Genomic DNA, 18,027 nt, shown 5'->3' on the forward strand with positions numbered 1-18,027 from the left:
TCGCCATGGCATCCGAGGACGGAGGGAACTGACATCGTGATAGGCAAACTCCAGGATTTCCCTTGGGCTGCCCTCGAGCCGCACCTTCACCGCGCCGCGCAGCATCCGGACGGTCTCGTGAACCTGGCTTTCGGCACGCCGGTCGACCCGACTCCCGACGTGGTCCGGCGTGCGCTGCGCGAGGCCGCCGACGCTCCGGGGCTGCCCAGGACCGAAGGCGTCCCGGAGCTGCGCGAAGCCGTCGCTCGCTGGATCCGCGAGCGGATCGGAGCCGACGTCGCGCCGGACGCGGTGCTCCCCGTCGTCGGCAGCAAGGAACTGATCGCCTGGCTCCCGGCCCTGCTGCGGGTCCAGCCGCACGAGAAGGTGGCTTTTCCCGCCTTGGGTTTCCCGACGTTCCGCGCGAGCGCGGTGCTGGCCGGCGCGGTGCCGTTCGAGTACGCGGGTCTTGCGGAGCTGCGTGCCGAGCGCCCCCGGGTGGTCTGGCTCAATTCGCCGTCGAACCCGGACGGCAGGGTGCTCGGCGCGGCCGAACTGCGCGCCGTCGTCGAATGGGCACGCGAACACGGCGCGCTCGTGGTCAACGACGAGTGTTATCTCGACCACGGCTGGGAAACCGAGCCGGTTTCGGTCCTGCACCCCGAGGTGTGCGGCACGGACCAGCACGGGGTGCTCGCGGTGCACTCTTTGTCGAAACGTTCGAACATGGCCGGCTACCGGGCGGGCAGCGTCGCCGGCGATCCCGGCGTGATCCGGGACCTGCTCGAGGTCAGAAGGCACGCCGGATTCGTGGTGCCCGCCCCGGTCCAGGCCGCCATGGTCGCGGCACTCGGCGACGAGGACCACGTGACCGCGCAGCGCGAGCGCTACCGGCGCCGGCGCGCCGCGCTGCGGGAGGCTTTGGAGCAGGCCGGGTTCCGCGTCGAGCGGTCCGAGGCCTCGCTCTTCCTGTGGGCCACCCTGGACCAGCCGTGCTGGGACACCGTGCGGGATCTGGCCGATCTCGGCGTGCTCGTGTCGCCGGGCGAACTGTACGGACCGGACGGGGCCCGGCACGTGCGGATCGCGTTCACCGCGACGGACGCGCAGATCGAAGCGGCGTGCGCGAGATTGGCCGCATGAGGAGGCACGGGCCGCGCCGCGAGCCGCCGAAGGGGCTTGCCGTGCCGGGAACGCCAGCGGGCCGCCGGGTCGTGATCACCGGGATCGGGGTGATCGCCCCGCAGGGCAACGGGGTCAAACAGTACTGGGAACTGCTCGCTTCCGGCCGGACGGCGACCAGGGCCATCTCCACGTTCGACGCCAGCCGGTTCCGCTCCCGCGTCGCGGCCGAATGCGATTTCGATCCGGTCGCGGCGGGCTTGACCCAGCGGCAGCGTCGGCGGTGGGACCGCACGACGCAGTTCGCTGTGGTGGCCGCGCGAGAGGCGCTGGCGGACAGCGGGATCCTCGGCGAACTGGACCCGGCGAGAACCGGGGCGATGATCGGGACGGCCTGCGGGATGACGCAGAGCCTCGACCACGAGTACGCCGTCGCCAGCGACGAGGGGAGCAAGTGGCTGGTCGACGAGGAGCACGGTTCGCCTTACCTGTACGACTACTTCCTGCCCTCGTCGATGGCTGCCGAGGTGGCCTGGCTGGCCGAGGCGGAGGGCCCGGTCGGCATCGTGTCCACCGGCTGCACCTCGGGCATCGACGTGCTCACCCACGCCTGCGACCTGATCGAGGAGGGTTCCGCGGACGTGATGATCGCCGGAGCGTCGGACGCGGCGATCTCCCCGATCACGGTCGCCTGCTTCGACGCGATCAAGGCGACCACGCCGCGCAACGACGATCCGGCCACGGCTTCCCGTCCCTTCGACCGCACCCGCAACGGGTTCGCGCTGGGCGAGGGAGCCGCGGTGTTCGTCCTGGAGGAACTCGGGAGGGCCCGCCGGAGAGGCGTGCACGTCTACGCCGAGATCACCGGGTACAGCTCGCGCTGCAACGCCTACAGCATGACCGGGCTGCGGCTCGACGGCAGGGAAATGGCCGAGGCGATCACCGGGGCCCTGAACCGCTCCCGCCTTTCGCCGTCGGACGTGGACTACGTCAACGCGCACGGTTCGGCCACCAAGCAGAACGACCGGCACGAGACCGCGGCGTTCAAGCTGAGCCTGGGAGACCACGCCCGGCGCACCCCGATCAGTTCGATCAAGTCGATGATCGGGCATTCGCTCGGGGCGGTGTGCGCGCTGGAGGTCGCGGCGTGCGCCCTGGCCATCGAGCATTCGGTGATCCCGCCGACCGCGAACCTGCACGAGCCGGACCCGGACTGCGACCTGGACTACGTGCCGCTGGTGGCCCGGGAGCAGCGGGTCGACGTCGCGCTCAGCGTGGCCAGCGGATTCGGCGGCTTCCAGAGCGCGATCGTGCTGGCCAGGCCGGAGCGGGTCCGGTGACCGGCGGCACGGCGCCCGTGATCACCGGGCTGGGCGTGGTGGCTCCCAACGGGGTGGGGGCCGAGGCGTACTGGGCGGCGACGCTGCGCGGGGTGAGCGGCATCGGGGTGCTGACGAGGTTCGACCCCTCCGGCTACTCCTCGCGGATCGCCGGCCAGGCGGACATCGACGCGAAGGCTCTGCTGCCCGGCAGGCTGCTGCCGCAGACCGACCACATGACCCGGCTGGCGCTGATCGCGGCCGAGGAGGCGCTGGCGGACGCCGGCGTGACGCCCGGTTCGGCTCCGGCATACAGCACGGGAGTGGTCACGGCGGGTTCCGGAGGCGGATTCGAGTTCGGCCAGCGCGAACTGGAAGCGCTGTGGTCCAAAGGAAGCGCCTACGTCAGCGCGTATCAGGCGTTCGCGTGGTTCTATCCGGTCAACTCGGGGCAGATCTCCATCCGGCACGACATGCGCGGCCCCGGTTCCGCGCTGGTCGCCGAGCAGGCGGGCGGACTGGACGCGGTGGCCAAGGCTCGCAGGCTGATCCGGCAGGGCACGGACACGATGCTCTGCGGAGGGGTGGACGGATCGCTGTGCCCGTGGAGCTGGCTGTGCCATCTCCGGTCCGGCCGGGTGAGTGCCGCGACCGATCCGGCGGCCGCCTACCTTCCGTTCGACGAACGAGCGTCCGGGCACGTGCCGGGCGAGGGCGGCGCGCTGCTCGTGGCGGAAGACCCCGGCGCGGCTCGCAAGCGCGGCGCGGACCGGGTCTACGGCGCCGTCGCCGGGTATTCCGCGACGTTCGACCCGCGAGCCGGCTCCGGGCGGCCGTCCGGTTTGCGCCGCGCGGTCGAACAGGCTCTCGCCGACGCGAGGACGCGCGCCGACGAGGTGGACGTCGTGTTCGCTGACGCCGCGGGACTGCCCGCCCAGGATCAGGCCGAGGCCGAGACGCTCGCCGGGGTGTTCGGCGCGAAAGCTGTTCCGGTGACCGCGCCGAAGACGATGACCGGACGGCTGCTCGGCGGCGGCGCGGCGCTCGATCTGGCGACGGCGGCGCTCGCGCTGCGGGACGGCGTGATCCCCCCGACTGTGCACATAGGACAGTTCGGGTACCCGGACCTGCTCGATCTCGTCGGCGACACTCCGCGGGAGCTGCCGCTGCGCACCGCGCTGGTGCTCGCTCGCGGCTTCGGCGGATTCAACTCCGCGCTCGTGCTGCGCGCCGCCGTTTGACCATCGCAGGAAACCAGGAGAGGACAGCGCATGACCGAGTTCACCCTGAAGACGCTGATCGAGCTGCTGCGCGAGTGCGCGGGCGAAGACGAGGGGGTCGAGCTCGACGGCGAGATCCTGGACGTCCCGTTCGACGAACTCGGCTACGACTCCCTCGCCTTGTTCAACACCGTGGCCAGGATCGAGCGCGACTACCGGGTGAGCCTGCCCGACGAGGTCGTCACCGAGGCGCGGACCCCGCGCGAACTGCTGGCCGAGATCGCGGCGGGCCTCGCCGCCGTTTCCTGAGCGGAAGCGGGGCGCCATGTGCGGAATCACGGGCTGGGTCGAATTCTCCGGCCGGGCCGCGGCCGGGCGGGAAGCCGTCGCGCGGGCGATGACGGCCACGATGGCGTGCCGGGGACCGGACGCGCAAGGCGTGTGGACGGGCAGGCACGCGGTGCTCGGCCATCGGCGGCTGGCGGTGATCGACCTCGCCGACGGCAGGCAGCCCATGGCGGCCGTCCGCGACGGCGAGCCGGTCGCGGTGCTCAGCTTCTGCGGCGAGGTCTACAACTTCCGGCAGCTGCGGGGCGAACTCGCGGCGCGAGGGCACCGGTTCCGCACGCGCAGCGACACCGAAGTCGTGCTGCACGCTTACCTGGAATGGGGCGAAGGACTGGCCGACCGGCTCAACGGCATGTACGCCATGGCCGTCTGGGACGTGCGTGCCGAGCGGCTGGTCCTGCTGCGCGACCGGATGGGGGTCAAACCGCTCTACTACGCGTTGACGCCGAACGGGCTGGTCTTCGGCTCGGAACCCAAGGCGCTGCTGGAACACCCGGAGGTCGGCCGCAAGGTAGGCGCGGACGGCGTGCGCGAGGTGCTGGACATGGTGAAGACCCCGGGACAGGCGGTCTTCGCCGGAATGGCCGAGGTCCGGCCCGGCAGCCTGGTCCGCTTCGGCCGGTCCGGCGCGGCGGAGCGCCGCTACTGGTCGCTGCCCGTCCGCGAGCATTCCGACAGCCTCGCGACCACGGTCGCCACAGTCCGGGAGCTGTTGGAGGACATTGTCTCCAGGCAACTCGTGGCCGACGTCCCGCTGTGTACGCTGTTGTCCGGCGGCCTCGATTCTTCCGCGGTGACCGCGCTGGCGGCGAGGAAGCTGGGGACGGCGGTCCGGAGTTTTTCGGTCGACTTCGCCGGGGCGGCCGAACGATTCCAGCCGGACGCGGTGCGCGGCGCCGCGGACGCGCCGTTCGCTCGCGACCTTGCCCGGCACGTCGGGGCCGAGCACACCGAGATCCTGCTGGACAGCGCGGACCTGGTGGACCCCGGGGTGCGGGCCGCCGTGCTGCGGGCGACCGACCTGCCGCCCGCGTTCTGGGGCGACATGTGGCCTTCGCTGTATCTGCTGTTCCGCGCCGTCCGTGCGCGGTCGACGGTGGCGTTGTCCGGCGAGTCGGCGGACGAGCTGTTCGGCGGGTATCGCTGGTTCCGCAATCCCGCGGCGGCGAACGCGGACACGTTTCCGTGGCTGACCAAGGGATCGGCACGCTACTTCGGCGGTCTTTCCCTGCTGGACAAGGGATTGGTGGCCAGCCTCGACCTGCCCGGCTACCGCGCGGACCGCTACCGGGACGCACTGGCCGAGGTGCCCGCGCTGCCCGGGGAGCCGGAAACGGACCGCCGGATGCGGACGGTCACCCACCTCAACCTCACCCGGTTCGTGCAGACGCTGCTGGACCGCAAGGACCGGATGAGCATGGCCGTCGGACTCGAGGTCCGCGTCCCCTTCTGCGACCACCGGCTGGTGGAGTACGTCTACAACGTGCCTTGGGCGATGAAGACCTTCGACGGCAAGGAAAAGAGCCTGCTGCGGGCAGCGGTGGCCGACCTGCTGCCCCGGTCGGTGCTCGAACGGGTCAAGACGCCGTACCCGGCGACCCAGGACCCCGCTTACGAACGGGCGTTGCGGGCCGAGCTGGCGGGAGTGCTCGAGGACGGCGACGGGCCGGTGCTGCCCCTGCTCGACCTGGACCGGGCACGGCAAGCCGTTGATCGTCCGCTGCGCGACGTCAGCCTGCCCTATGCCCGCGGGGGACTGGAGATGGCGTTGTGGCTCAATCGGTGGCTTTCCGAGTACCGGGTGGAGCTCGACCTGTGAACCGCCGCGGCAGCGCGGTCCAGGGCCGAGAAATCCCGGGGCCGGCGGCCCCGGGACCGGGTCTCCCTCCCCGCCCGGTCAGGGGACGCGGCAGGTGATCAGGTGCAAGTAGCTGTCGACCGGCTCGACGCCGGTCACGGCCAGCCCGGAGCGCTCGGCCAGCGCGGAGAACTCGGCCGCGGTCCGCTTGCGCCCGCCCACGTTGAGCAGCAGCAACAGGTCCATGGCCGTGGTGAAGGCCGGCTCGGCGCTGCTGTCCGCCAGGTTCTCGATGATGAACACCCTGGCGCCCGGCCGTGCCGCCGCCGCCACGTTGGACAGCGTCTTCACGGTGCTCTCGTCGTCCCAGTCCAGGACGCTCTTGAGCAGGTAGGCGTCGGCCCGCACCGGGACGGCCGCCCGGCAGTCGCCGGCCACCAGTTCGACCCGGCCGGCGAATTCGCTGCCCTCGCGCAGCTGAGGGTCGGCTTTCGCCAGTGCCGCGGGCCGGTCGAACAACGTGCCGTGCAGCCGCGGGTGCCGCGCGAGCACTGCGGTCAGCACTTGGCCGCGTCCGCCGCAGATGTCCGCGAAGGACGTGACGCCGGTCAGGTCGAGCAGGTCGGCGATGCTCTCGATGGACAGCGAGCTGGCCTGGACCATCGCCTTGTCCATCACCTCGCCCGATCCCGGTGCTTCGGTGCGCAGATAGTCGAAGAAGGCGAGGTCGTGCACCTTGCCGAACACGCTTTCGCCGGTGCGCACGGCTTGGTCGAGGCGGGGCCACAGCTCCCAGGTCCACGGCTCGGTGCTCCACAGCACGATGTGCTTGATGCTGCCGGGTTCGTCCTCCCTGAGGTAACGGGACGCTTCGGTGTGGCGGTAGCGGCCGTCCGGCTCGGCGGCGAAGACGCCGAGCGCGGCGAGCGCGCGCAGCAGCCGGCGCAACTCCGCGGGCTTGGCCTCCACCCGCTCCGCCAGTTCGTCCACTGTGGATGGTTCGTCGGCGAGCGCGTCGGCGACGCCGAGCAGGGCGGCGGCCCGCACCGCCGCGGCCCGGGCTCCGCTGAGCGCGACCTCGCGCAGATGCCGGAGCCCGGCCGGCAGGCGGTGCGGCATCTCCTCGGACGGGTCTCCGGCCGGCGCGTTCACGCGGACACCGGGATGAACGGGCCGGGTTCGGCCTTGGCCAGCCGGAGGATTTCCGCCAGCCCTGCGCGGAATTCGGCGCCGCCGGTCGCCGACCGGTGGGACTCGGCGCGGTCCCACTCCGCGATCTCCACGTAGGTCCGCGGGTCCTTCGCCGAGCGGTACAGCCGGTGCGACAGGTAGCCTCGCTGGCCGGCCATGTACTGGTGGATGCGGTCGAGCACCGCTTCGAACTCGGCCGGCGTCCCGATGACGGTGTAGCGGTTGATGAACGTGAACACGCTGGTCCTCCTTGCCGGGTGAGAAGTCATTTCGCGGCGAGCACGGCGGCGCGCAGGTCGGCGCGGCGCACTTTCCCGGTGGGCGAACGCGGGATTTCGTCCACCGCCGACACGTGCTTCAGGTGCTCGTAGTAGGGAAGCTGTTCGTTGACGCTGGCGGCGATCTCCTCGGGCGAGGCGTCCTGCGCCAGCACGACCTGCGCATAGGCCACCGCTCCGCTGACCGCGTCGGGATAGTCGAACACGACGCAGTCGGACACCGCGGGGTGACGCAGCAGCACGCGCTCGATCTGGCTGGGGCAGACCAGCCAGTTGTCGGTCTTGAACACGTCTTTGATCCGGTCGGTCACGAACAGGTGGCCGTCCGCGTCGAGCAGGCCGACGTCGCCGGTCGCGAACCAGCCGCCGGGGAGGAAGTCCTGGCCCCGGTCCCGTCCGGAGTAGCCCAGCATCAGCTGCGGCCCCCTGACCTGGATCTCGCCCTTGTCGCCGAGCGGGACGGTCTTGCCGTCGCCGATGCCGACGACGCGGATTTCGGCGCCGGGCACCGGGATCCCGGACGAGCCGCTCTTCGGGCGGTCCAGATCGCCCAGCGTCGCCGACGGCCCGGTCTCGGCCAGCCCGAAGCCCTGCACCACCGGGACGCCGAACTGCTGCGAAAGCGCGGTCGCGGGGGCCGCCGCCAGGGTGGACCCGCCGGAGAGGATCGCCCTCAGCGCGGGCAGTTCGAGTTCGCCGAGACTCGGGTGCGCGGCGAGCCTCGTCAGGCGCGAGGGCAGCGTGTAGAAATGCGTCGCCTGCTGCCGTCCGGCTTCCGCTGCCGCTTCGACCGGGTCCTCGCCCGGGTGCAGTACGTGCGTCGCGGCTGCCGTGACCCCCGCGTTGAGATGCATCAAGTGGAATGTTGGCAAGTAATTGAACAGCACCGACTCCGGGCCCAGCTGATGCCCGTACGCGGTCTGGGCGGCATTGACCACCAGGTTCCGATGCGTCAGCTGAACGGCTTTGGCGGCGCCAGTGGTCCCGCTGGTGAACTGGAGACAGGCCACCGCCTGTTCCGGGGGCGCGGCCGGCCGCGCCCCCGGAACAGGCGGAGCGTCCCCGGCGACCAGTTCCGGCACCGTCGGCAGTTCCGGGAAATCCGGATCACGGCCGGTCAGCACCACGAGGTCGAGATCCGGGAGCCTGGACAGAACAGGGGCGAGCCGCCGGTACAGCTCCGGCGGCACTATCGCCGCGCGGGCCCGTGCGGTCGACAGCACGTGCAGCAAGGCCGATTCCCGGAGCAGAGGATTGACCAGCGCGCTGATGTTCCCGGACCGCGCGACGGCGTAGTAGGCCACCGCGAACACCGGGTCCAGCACCATCGCGAGCGCCACCACGGAATCCGGCCCGGGCACGCGCGCGGCCAGCGCCGCCGCGCAGGCCGCGGCTCGCGCGTCCAGTTCGGCGTAGCGGATTTCCGTTGTCCCGCACCGGAGGGCGACGCGTTCCGGGGCCGTTTCGGCCGCTCTGGTCAGGAGGTCCTCCACCCGGGGACCGCCGAGCAGCGCACCCAGCGCCGTCAGCGGCGGCCCGGCGGCCACGCTCGGCGGCGCCGTTGAAGGGTTCGTCATGGCCCGAGCATGCGACCCGGCGTTCGACCCGCGTTGGAGCGCGCGGGACCGGCCTCGCTCCAACCGGGATCCAACGCGCGCGGACAAGGTGGCCGGAAGGTCGTGCCGCCGGGAAGCGAGGAAACCGGGAAGCGAGGAAGCATGGACGAACGACGCGTTGAGGTGCTGGTCGCGGGCGCGGGCCCGGTCGGGCTGACCGTCGCGCACGAACTGGCCCGGCGCGGGGTGCGCGTCCGGGTGGTGGATCGCGCGGCCGGGCCCGCGACCAGCAGCCGGGCCACCGCCAACCACGCCAGGACGCTGGAGGCCTACCACCAGATGGGGGTGCTCGACGAAATCCTTCCGCGCGGGCGGAAGGCCGAGAACTTCTCGATCCACCAAGGCGGCCGGATGCTCATCCGGTTCGGCACCGACTATTCGCGGCTGCCGACCCGGTTCCCGTTCACCCTCCAAGTGGACCAGGTGATCGTCGAGAGCGTGCTGCGCGACCGGCTCGCCGGACTCGGAGTCCCGGTCGAGTGGTCGGCGGAACTGTGCGATCTGGAGCAGCGACCGGACGGGGTCGCCGTCGGTCTCCGGCATGCCGACGGAACCCGGGAAGAGTGCACGGTGCCCTGGCTGGTGGGCGCGGACGGCGCGCACAGCACGGTACGGCAGCGTCTCGGGTTGGCGCTGCGCGGCGATTCCTCCGAAACCTGGCTGGTGGCCGACGCCGTGGTGGACGCGGATCTGCCGGCCGACAGCCTGCACTGGCTGCACGCGGACGGCGGTCCGGTGCTGCTGGTGCCGTTCCCCGAACGGGGCAAATGGCGGCTGCTCGACACGGCTCCGCTCGATCGGGACACCAGCCCGGAGGCGGTCGCGGCACGTTTCGCCGAGCGGATCTCGCCCGCGCTCGGCCACCGGGTGCACGTCGAGGAGCCGACCTGGCTGTCGGTGTTCACCATCCAGCAGCGAAAGATCGACCGGATGCGAGCCGGTCGCTGTTTCGTCGCCGGCGACGCCGCGCACGTGCACAGCCCCGCGTCCGGCCAGGGCATGAACACCGGTGTCCAGGACGCGGTCAACCTCGGGTGGAAACTCGCCCAGGTCGTGCGGGGACACGCGCGGGAGGAACTGCTGGACAGCTATGACGCCGAACGGGTTCCGGTCGGCGCGGCCTTGCTGACTTCCACGAAGAAGGCCACCTCCCTGATCGCGCTGCGCAACGCGGCGGCTGCGCTGCTGCTCCCGGCCGGCCTCGGCCTTCTCGGCCTGCTCAAGCCGCTCAAGCGCCGGGTGGAACGCAAGCTGCTCAAGGGGATGTCCGGTCTGGCGCTGGAGTACTCCGCGAGCCCCCTGACCGCCCACGACGCCCGGGCGGGCGGCGTCCGGGCCGGGCACCGCGTCGCCTTTTCCGCCGAACTGGCGGCGAACTGCCCCGGGTGGCGGGAACTGCACGAGCTGTCCGCCGACCCCAGGTGGATTCTGCTCGCCTTCGCGCCCACCTCGACGGATCGCCGCGCCGCCTTGGACCACGTCGCCCGCCGCTACTCCGACACGATCGCGGTCCGTGCCGTAGCGGAGCGGACGGAGGAAGCCGACCCTTCGGCGTGGGCAGACCCGGGCGGCGCGCTGCGGGCCGGATTGGGCGTGGCACCAGGGGATTTCGTGCTGATCCGGCCGGACGGCTATCTCGCCTGCCGGGGCGCGCTGGTCGACACACCGCAGCTGAGCGCGGTGCTGCGCCGCGCGCATCTGGTTCCCTCGGCCGCCGTCGGCGTTCGCTGACCGGGAGGAGACGCCCGTGCGCATCATCGACCTGTCCACCGCGGTGGACGCAGAGCAATGGGAACCGAACCCGGTGACGCATGTCGTGCTGTCGCCTGCCGAAGGAGGCCGGCACATGGCGGAGGCGATGGCCGCCCGGTACGGCATCGCGTTCGATCCGGCCGAACTGCCCGAGGGCGAACTGCTCTCGCTGGACACGCTCACCCTGACCACGCACACCGGGACCCACGTCGACGCGCCGTCGCACTACGGTTCCGGTGCGGCCTATGGCGTGCCGAGGCACATCGACCAGATGCCGCTGGACTGGTTCGTCGGCGACGGAGTGCTGCTGGACGTGTCGGACATGCCGTGCGGAACCGTCGGCGCGGACCGGCTGCACGAGCAGTTCCGCCGCATCGGGCGGCGGCCGGGCCGGGGGGACATCGTGCTGCTGCGGACCGGCGCGGACCGGCTCGCGGGCACCCCGGCGTACTTCACCGATTTCGCCGGCCTGGACGGGCCCGCCACGGACCTGCTGCTGGACCTGGGAGTCCGGGTGATCGGGACCGACGCGTTCAGCCTGGACGCACCGTTCGGCCACATGCTGCGCCGCTACCAGCGGACCGGGGACAAGTCCTGGCTGTGGCCGGCGCACTTCGCGGGGCGGCGGCGCGAGTACTGCCAGATCGAGCGGCTGGCCAACCTGGCCGCGCTGCCGTCTCCGACCGGATTCACCGTGTCCTGCCTGCCGGTGAAGATCGCCGGGGCCGGCGCGGGATGGGCGCGGGCGGTGGCGATGCTCCAGGACTGACCGCGAGCGGGCGGCGCCGGGACCGCTGGCGCCGCCCGGCCGGTCAGTGCGAGTCGTCCCGGGTCACCCTGCGGGTGCGCACCTTCAGCACGCCGTCCTCGCGCACCAGCACGTCTTCGCAGACACACACGCGGTGCAGCGTCGACGGGTTGTCGCGGACAGTCCGGAACACCAGCGCGTAGCAGCGCACGCCGATCGAACCGTCGAGGCGCTCCGTCACGTCGAGCATGCCGTGCCAGTGCCGCCGGGTCTCTCCCGCCGCGGCGAACGCCGCGGCCGAACGGGACATCGACTCGACGATCGCCGCGCGGCCGCGCACGGGCTCGGCCGCCCCGGGGAGGTCGAGGCTGCCGTCCTCGGCGAACGTCTCGGCCCACGCCGTCGCCGACCCGGAGTCCAGCACCTGCAGGTGGCGGGCGTAGAACTGCTGAACCTGTGCGTAGAGCTGGGCAAAAGCGCTGTCCTGCAACGGGTCGTGCGATTCGGCGCGCATCGTCTGTCCTTTCGGGGCCGGGCTGGGGGCTCCACTGTCGGCCACCGGCTTGGAAACCGGCTGGAGCGGACGCGGTCCGGCAGGGCTCGAAGCGGGCCCGAACCGGGATTGTGATGCTGCCCTTCTCCGGGCGCGCGACCGGCACGCCGGGCTCCGCAACGGTTCGACAAGAAAGGAATCGCCGATGTCGGCATCCACTTCCCCGGACAGCTCGGTTGCCAGGGCGCGCTCGCTCATGCAGCTGAACAACGCCTACTTCCAGTCGAAAGTGCTGCAGAGCGCGTGCGAACTCGGCGTGTTCGAGGTGCTGGCGGACGGACCGCTCACGGCCGAGGAACTGTGCGCGAAGACCGGCATCCGGCACCGGATGTCGCGGGAGTACTTCAACGCGATGGTCGGGCTCGGCCTGCTCGACTGCGACGAGGGGGCCTACCGCAACAGCGCGCTGTCCCGGCAGTTCCTGGTGCCCGGAGCCGAGGCCTACCTCGGCGGCACCGCGCAGCAGCACGCCAAACTGCACTTCCTCGCCTGGGCCAAGCTTTCCGAGTCGTTGCGCGACGGGCACGCCAAGGGGGACGTCAAGCACCAGGGCACCTCGGCGTTCACCGACTTCTACAGCGACCTGGACCGGACGCGCCGGATGATGGCCCACCTGGACGCGCACAACGGGTTCATGGCCGACGATCTCGCGAAGCGGCTGGACTGGCGGGATTACCGGCACTTCGCCGACGTGGGCGGCGCGCGGGGCAACGTGGCGGCGAGGCTCGTGCGGGCGATGCCGCACCTGCACGGGGTTTCGATCGACCTGCCGCAGCTCGCGCCGTTGTTCGAGGAACGGATGCGGGAGCTGGGCACGACGGGCAAGGTCGAATTCCTCGGCCTCGACTTTTTCGCCGAGCCGTTGCCCGAGACCGACGTGCTGATCTCCGGGCACGTGCTGCCGGACTGGCCTGCCGAGCAGCGCGAGGAACTGGTGGGCAAGTTCGCCGAGGCGGTCCGTCCCGGCGGGACGGTGGTGATCTACGACGCGATGGTGGACGACGTCACCGACAGCCAGGACCCGTACGACCCGGACGCGCTGCTGCGCCGCATCGGCAGCACGCTCCTGCGCGACACCCACCTGACTCCGCTGGTCTCCGAGTACCGGGAACTCCTGGAGAAGGCGGGGTTCCGATTCGAGCAGACCTTCGTCTCGGACACCATCGCGCGCGACCACGTGGTGGTGGCGGTCAAACCCTGAACATCCGTCGTGCGAAGAAGAACTGCCGGGTCGCGAGTGGGAGCGACCCGGCAGTCTCCTTGCCGGCGGGGGTGGCCGGCAGGTCAGCCGAACGAGATGGGAGCCTGCGCGTAGGTGGTCAGCGCTTCGTTGCCGCCGCCGATGTAACAGCCTCCTGAAATCAGGGCACAATCCACGGAGCCCCATTCCTTCCCGTCCGGCGTGGTGCCGGGGAACACGGAACGCACGGTCAGGGTGCTCGTGGCGGTGCCGCTGCCGTCGGTCGCCACGAGCTTGCTCTCCGGGCTGTTGCAGACGACCTCGTGCTCGCTGGGGTGCGCGCACTGGGCCAGGAGGATGTTCTCCTTGGCCGCGAACCCGCTCGCGGTCACCGTCACCACGGAGCCGTCGTGCAGCCCGGACGACGGAGTCGCGGTGACCGTCGCGGTGTCTGTCGCCGCGAAGGCCGCCGAGGAGAGCCCCAGAGCGAGTGCCGTCGCCGACATCGCGACCGCGAGCACCCGGGAATTGCGTCGTGAAATCACTTGTCTGCCATCCTTAACTGTGAGGGATGCAACCGTGAGATGGGCGGATTGCCCAGGAGCGTAATTCCGGGCTGGAATGTTCTGCCGCCCACTGTGAATTTATGGCCAGATTTCCTGGGCTGTCAATAGGTTTGTCGCGGGCTTCCGGTATTCGTTTCGGGGGTGCGGCTGGGCGCGCGAATACGCCGCGGCGTATTCGCGCGATCGGCGGGATTCAGCGACTGGCCCGCCCGTAACGCCAGACCGCGACCGGGACGGCGACGGCGATGATTGCCGCGCACCAGATGAGCGAGGTCAGCACCGGATGCTGGAGCGGGAGCGCGACGTCGGTCCCGCTCCGGAAACCGGGGTTGCCCCACAGTTCCCGGCAGGCGTTGGTGATCGCGCTGATCGGGTTCCAGTCGGCGATCACCCGCAGCCAGGCGGGCATGCCGTCGGTGGGCACGAAAGTGTTGGCCACCATGGTGAACGGGAACAGCAGCGGCACCGCGTGGTCGGCCGCCTCCTCGGTCTTGAACAGCAGTCCGAGCATCACTCCGATCCAGCCCACCGCGTAGCGGAACAGGAACAGCAACCCGAATCCGGCCACGGTGGGCCACAGGCCCAGGTGCGGCCGCCAGCCGACCAGCAGCGCGCACGCCGCCACGGCCACGAAGTTGAGCGTGCCCAGCAACAGGGACGAGGCGGTGTGCCCGATCGGCACCGCGGAACGGGCCATCGGCATCGAGCGGAACCGGTCCATCACGCCCAGCGTCAGGTCGCTGGCGACGGTCGTGATGGTGACGCCGATGCCCATCATCGCCTGCATGGCGAAGATTCCGGGCATCAGGTATTCGCGGTAGTCGCCGCCGCCGGGGACAGTGATCGCGCTCCCGAAAATGTAACCGAACAACAGGACCAGAATGGCCGGAAGAATGAATTCGCTGGCCAGTTCGCCCGGCTGGCGCACAAGGTGTTCGATCTCCCGTCGCACCAGGGTCCAGCCGTCGCTGACCGCCCACCGCGTCCGGGCGGCGAAGGTCGTCGCCACCGCGGGGCGCACGGGCAGATCGGAACCCGGCTGCGAGACGGCGCCGGCCCGGGTGGTCGTGGTCATGCCGCCGCCTCCTCGCCCGCCGTTTCGGCGTGGTGCCCGGTCACCTGGAGGAACACGTCGTCCAAGGTGGGCCGCCGCAGGGTCATGTGCTCGATGGTGATGCCGGCGTTGTCCAGTTCCCGCACGATGCGGGCGAGGCCGCCCTCCTGGCCGCCGAGCGCGATGCTGGCCTCGCAGCGGTCGGGGTAGAGCGCCGGGCTGTTCCCGGTCGTCTTGCGCAGCACTGATTCGGCGACGCCCAGTTCCGCGGTGCCTGCCACGACGATGTCCACGTGCTCGGCGCCCACCTGCGCCTTCAGTTCCGCCGGAGTGCCGGTGGCGACGACCTTGCCGGTGTCGATGACCACGATCGAGTCCGCGAGCTGATCCGCCTCGTCGAGGTACTGCGTGGTCAGCAGCACGGTCGTGCCGGTGTCGGCGAGGCCGCGCACGGCGGTCCACACTTCGGCCCGGCCGCGCGGGTCGAGTCCGGTGGTCGGTTCGTCCAGGAACAGCACGGCCGGCGCGATGAGCAGGCTGGCGGCCAGGTCGAGACGGCGCCGCATGCCGCCGGAATAGGTCGAGACGACCCGGTCGGCGGCGTCGGAGAGGCGGAACCGCTCCAGCAGTTCGTCGGCTCTGCGCCGGGCGTCTCCGCCGGTCAAATGGTAGAGGCGGCCGAACATGCGCAGGTTGCCGCGGCCGGTCATCTTCTCGTCGACAGCCGCGAACTGGCCGGCCAGCCCGAGCCGGTAGCGCGCCTGGTCGGCGTCCCGGACCACGTCGATCCCGTCCACGAACGCGCGGCCGGAATCCGGGAGCAGCAAGGTGCTCAGGATGCGCACGGCGGTGCTCTTGCCCGCTCCGTTCGGGCCCAGCACGCCGTAGATCGTCCCCGCCGGAACGACCAGGTCGAGCCCGTCCAGTGCTTGTGTCGCGCCGAAGCGCTTGCTGATGCCCTCGACGAGCACCGCGATGTCCGATCCCACTGCTGCCCAACCCCTCTGATGATCCACTGTACGCGTATTGATACGCCGTATCACTCTGGATACAGAGTATCGGCTTGCTAGAGTGGGCCGCAAGGAGGCAGGTGAACGTGTCAGCTGAGGACGCCAAGCAGCCGAGGCTGCCGCAGATCTGGACCGAGGGCGGCGCCGCGCGCAAGCCGATGCTGACGAGGGAAAGCATCATCGAGGCCGCGATCGCGCTGGCCGACCGGGACGGGCTGGGCGCGGTGTCGATCCGGCGCATCGCCGGCGAGCTGGGCGCCCGGCCCATGTCGCTGTACCGGCACGTGCCGAGCAAGGACGATCTGCTCGAGCTGATCAACGACGAGGTGCTCGGCGAGGAGCCGGTGCCCGAGCAACCGTCCGACGACTGGCGTGCCGACCTGCGGCTGGTGGCGAACTTGCAGCGCCAGGTCGCGATCCGGCACCCGTGGTGCATCCAGACCGCCATCGGCAGGCCGCCGGTGGGGCCGAACGCCATGCGGATCAACGAGTTCGCGATGGCGACGCTCGACCGTTTCGGGCTCGACATCAACACGATCAACGCGCACGTGGACACCCTGAACGGCTATGTGGCGGGCACCCTCGCCGACGATCTCGCCGAGGCCGACAACGTGCGCGACGCCGAGGCCACTCCCGAGGAGTGGCAGGCGATGCTGCAGCCCTGGGTCGAGCAGCTGAAGGCGGGCGGCAAGCATCCCATGACCGTCCGCTTCATGCTCGAGGAAAACCACTGGGACGACGAGAAAAGCTTCGCGTTCGGCGTCGAACGCGTGCTGGACGGGATCGCGGCGGCCTTGCCGGAGCGCTGATCCCGCCGTCCGGCCCCCGGCTCCATCCTCGCTCAAAGTCCGGTCGACCTTGGTCGGCGAAGCTGGTCCCGCAGCGACGCCGACGAAGGGAACCGCCGTGCCGGACGCCCGACGCATCATCGATCTCAGCCACGCCATCGTCCACGACATGGTGACCAACCCGTGGCTGCAGAAGCCGTTGATCAGCGAATTCGTCACCCGTGACCAGTCCGCCTCGTTCTCCGAGACCGGGGTCACCTTCCACATGGCCCTGTTCAGCATGCCCGGGATGACCGGCACCTACCTGGATTCCCCGTTCCAGTTCCACGCCGGCGGGGCCGACGTGTCCTCGGTTCCGCTCGAGCAGCTTTTCGACGTCCCGATCGCGGTGATCCGGATCCCGGCCGGCATCCGGCCGATCGGACCGGAGCATTTCCGCCCGTTCGAAGCAGACCTCGGCGGCGCGGCGGTCCTGGTGCACACCGGGCATTCCCGGCACTGGGGCACCGGCGATTTCTTCCGCGATTCGCCGTACCTGACCGCGGACGCGGTGGACTTCCTCGTTTCCGTGCGCCCCCGCGTCGTCGGCATCGACTCGCAGAACATCGACCTGGGCACGGACAAGACGAAGCCGGCGCAGCACCGGCTGCTCGGTGCGGACGTCGTCCTGCTGGAGTGCATGACCGGCCTGGCCGAGGTGCCCGACCGGGGAGCCCTGCTGCGGGTGCTGCCGACGCCGATCCGCGGCGCGGGCTGCTTCCCCGTCCGCCCGGTCGCTCTCGTCGGCGCCTGACCGGCCGAACCCGAAGGGAAACCGCAGTGAGCAGCAAGCGCCTGGTCGACCTCAGCCACGTGCTCTACCACGACATGCCGATCCATCCGTGGATGCCGCAGGTCCTGGTCAGCGAATACATCAGCCGCGAGCAGTCCGCGAAGTTCCTCGCCGACGGCGTGAGCTTCTCCATGGTGCAGGTCACCATGCCGGGCAGCACCGGGACCTTTCTCCAGGCTCCCTTCCAGTACCACGAGGACGGGCCGGACATCGGCTCCGTTCCGCTGAACCAGCTGGTGGACCTCCCGATCGTCGTGGTCGCCGCCGAGGGGCAGGACAAGATCGGACCCGAGCTGTTCGAGGAGTGCGGCGACCTCGCGGGCGCCGCGGTGCTGGTCCGCACGGGCCACGACCGGTACTGGGGCACCGAACCGTTCTACGAGCACACCTGCTACCTGACGGCCGAGGCCGCGAAATTCCTGATCGACGCCCGCCCAGCGCTGGTCGGCATCGATTCCAAGAGCGTGGACAACGGCGCGGACCAGGCCAAGCCGGTCCACCACGGGCTGCTCGGAGCCGGGATCGTCATCCTCACCTCGGTCACGCGTCTCGAGCGACTGCCTGCCAGGGGCGCGCTGCTCACCGTGCTGCCCGTGCCCGCGCGGGGGATGGGCAGCTTCCCGGTCCGCGCCGTCGCCACCGTCGAGTCCTGAAACCCTTGTGCCAGAGAGGA

General features: G+C 70.8%; 18 protein-coding genes. 11 read left to right on the plus strand and 7 right to left on the minus strand.

The annotated features are described in order from the left end of the window. Nucleotides 1-36 precede the first annotated feature (36 nt). The 5 genes from dapC to asnB are packed head-to-tail and all read left to right on the plus strand — an operon-like array spanning nucleotide 37 to nucleotide 5,807. Complete coding sequence (gene dapC / locus WA670_RS28550; RefSeq protein ID WP_336159379.1) at nucleotides 37-1,122, plus strand: succinyldiaminopimelate transaminase; 1,086 nt, start codon at nucleotides 37-39, stop codon at nucleotides 1,120-1,122. Beyond that, complete coding sequence (locus tag WA670_RS28555) at nucleotides 1,119-2,441, plus strand: beta-ketoacyl-[acyl-carrier-protein] synthase family protein (protein WP_336159380.1); 1,323 nt, start codon at nucleotides 1,119-1,121, stop codon at nucleotides 2,439-2,441. The genes dapC and WA670_RS28555 overlap by 4 nt, the downstream gene beginning before the upstream one ends. Continuing rightward, the gene (locus WA670_RS28560; protein ID WP_336159381.1) at nucleotides 2,438-3,661 is read left to right on the plus strand and encodes a ketosynthase chain-length factor; all 1,224 of its coding nucleotides are present in this window, start codon (nucleotides 2,438-2,440) and stop codon (nucleotides 3,659-3,661) included. The genes WA670_RS28555 and WA670_RS28560 overlap by 4 nt, the downstream gene beginning before the upstream one ends. A gap of 30 nt (nucleotides 3,662-3,691) precedes the next feature. Further along, nucleotides 3,692-3,949, plus strand: a complete 258-nt coding sequence (locus WA670_RS28565; RefSeq protein ID WP_336159382.1) for an acyl carrier protein — start codon at nucleotides 3,692-3,694, stop codon at nucleotides 3,947-3,949. A gap of 16 nt (nucleotides 3,950-3,965) precedes the next feature. After that, complete coding sequence (gene asnB / locus WA670_RS28570) at nucleotides 3,966-5,807, plus strand: asparagine synthase (glutamine-hydrolyzing) (protein WP_336159383.1); 1,842 nt, start codon at nucleotides 3,966-3,968, stop codon at nucleotides 5,805-5,807. A 78-nt stretch (nucleotides 5,808-5,885) separates the two neighbouring features. Here asnB and WA670_RS28575 read toward each other — a convergent pair whose 3' ends face one another. From WA670_RS28575 to WA670_RS28585, 3 genes are read right to left on the minus strand one after another with little or no spacing between them, the layout of a single operon-like run. Further along, nucleotides 5,886-6,938: a methyltransferase gene (locus WA670_RS28575; RefSeq protein ID WP_336159384.1), complete on the minus strand. Its 1,053-nt coding sequence runs from the start codon at nucleotides 6,936-6,938 to the stop codon at nucleotides 5,886-5,888. Then, nucleotides 6,935-7,216 carry an antibiotic biosynthesis monooxygenase family protein gene (locus WA670_RS28580; RefSeq protein WP_336159385.1) on the minus strand — a complete coding sequence of 94 codons (282 nt, stop codon included), beginning with the start codon at nucleotides 7,214-7,216 and terminating at the stop codon, nucleotides 6,935-6,937. Before WA670_RS28580 ends, WA670_RS28575 begins: the two co-directional genes overlap by 4 nt. 26 nt (nucleotides 7,217-7,242) lie before the next feature. Continuing rightward, complete coding sequence (locus WA670_RS28585; protein WP_336159386.1) at nucleotides 7,243-8,832, minus strand: class I adenylate-forming enzyme family protein; 1,590 nt, start codon at nucleotides 8,830-8,832, stop codon at nucleotides 7,243-7,245. Nucleotides 8,833-8,973: 141 nt separating this feature from the next. Between WA670_RS28585 and WA670_RS28590 the strand changes: the two genes are divergently transcribed. Beyond that, a complete protein-coding gene (locus WA670_RS28590) occupies nucleotides 8,974-10,602 on the plus strand; it encodes an FAD-dependent oxidoreductase (protein WP_336159387.1) in 1,629 nt (542 codons plus the stop codon). A gap of 16 nt (nucleotides 10,603-10,618) precedes the next feature. Then, the gene (locus tag WA670_RS28595; RefSeq protein WP_336159388.1) at nucleotides 10,619-11,392 is read left to right on the plus strand and encodes a cyclase family protein; all 774 of its coding nucleotides are present in this window, start codon (nucleotides 10,619-10,621) and stop codon (nucleotides 11,390-11,392) included. A 43-nt stretch (nucleotides 11,393-11,435) separates the two neighbouring features. Here WA670_RS28595 and WA670_RS28600 read toward each other — a convergent pair whose 3' ends face one another. Further along, nucleotides 11,436-11,885 carry a nuclear transport factor 2 family protein gene (locus WA670_RS28600; RefSeq protein WP_336159389.1) on the minus strand — a complete coding sequence of 150 codons (450 nt, stop codon included), beginning with the start codon at nucleotides 11,883-11,885 and terminating at the stop codon, nucleotides 11,436-11,438. A 184-nt stretch (nucleotides 11,886-12,069) separates the two neighbouring features. Here WA670_RS28600 and WA670_RS28605 point away from each other — a divergent pair, with 184 nt between their 5' ends. After that, nucleotides 12,070-13,125, plus strand: coding sequence for a methyltransferase (locus WA670_RS28605; protein ID WP_336159390.1), 1,056 nt, complete (start codon nucleotides 12,070-12,072; stop codon nucleotides 13,123-13,125). Nucleotides 13,126-13,208: 83 nt separating this feature from the next. On the opposite strand, the gene WA670_RS28610 is transcribed toward WA670_RS28605, so the two are convergent. The 3 genes from WA670_RS28610 to WA670_RS28620 all read right to left on the minus strand — a co-directional run bounded on the left by WA670_RS28610 (nucleotide 13,209) and on the right by WA670_RS28620 (nucleotide 15,713). Beyond that, nucleotides 13,209-13,649 carry an enediyne antibiotic chromoprotein gene (locus tag WA670_RS28610; protein WP_336159391.1) on the minus strand — a complete coding sequence of 147 codons (441 nt, stop codon included), beginning with the start codon at nucleotides 13,647-13,649 and terminating at the stop codon, nucleotides 13,209-13,211. Between the two features lie 214 nt (nucleotides 13,650-13,863). Next, nucleotides 13,864-14,745 (minus strand): ABC transporter permease, encoded by an 882-nt coding sequence (locus WA670_RS28615; protein WP_336159392.1) that lies wholly within the window; start codon nucleotides 14,743-14,745, stop codon nucleotides 13,864-13,866. Next, entirely contained in the window at nucleotides 14,742-15,713 is a 972-nt protein-coding gene (locus WA670_RS28620) for an ATP-binding cassette domain-containing protein (RefSeq protein ID WP_336159393.1), read from the minus strand. The genes WA670_RS28615 and WA670_RS28620 overlap by 4 nt, the downstream gene beginning before the upstream one ends. A 101-nt stretch (nucleotides 15,714-15,814) precedes the next feature. Between WA670_RS28620 and WA670_RS28625 the strand changes: the two genes are divergently transcribed. The 3 genes from WA670_RS28625 (at nucleotide 15,815) to WA670_RS28635 (ending at nucleotide 18,007) form a co-directional block, all read left to right on the plus strand. Beyond that, nucleotides 15,815-16,543 (plus strand): TetR/AcrR family transcriptional regulator, encoded by a 729-nt coding sequence (locus tag WA670_RS28625; protein ID WP_051171903.1) that lies wholly within the window; start codon nucleotides 15,815-15,817, stop codon nucleotides 16,541-16,543. A gap of 97 nt (nucleotides 16,544-16,640) precedes the next feature. Next, nucleotides 16,641-17,315, plus strand: coding sequence for a cyclase family protein (locus tag WA670_RS28630; protein ID WP_336159394.1), 675 nt, complete (start codon nucleotides 16,641-16,643; stop codon nucleotides 17,313-17,315). Nucleotides 17,316-17,341: 26 nt separating this feature from the next. Then, nucleotides 17,342-18,007: a cyclase family protein gene (locus tag WA670_RS28635; RefSeq protein ID WP_336159395.1), complete on the plus strand. Its 666-nt coding sequence runs from the start codon at nucleotides 17,342-17,344 to the stop codon at nucleotides 18,005-18,007. Nucleotides 18,008-18,027: the final 20 nt, after the last annotated feature.

The sequence above is a fragment of the Amycolatopsis sp. VC5-11 genome (genome assembly GCF_037034185.1).
In the GTDB taxonomy this organism is placed as follows: Bacteria; Actinomycetota; Actinomycetes; order Mycobacteriales; family Pseudonocardiaceae; genus Amycolatopsis; species Amycolatopsis nivea.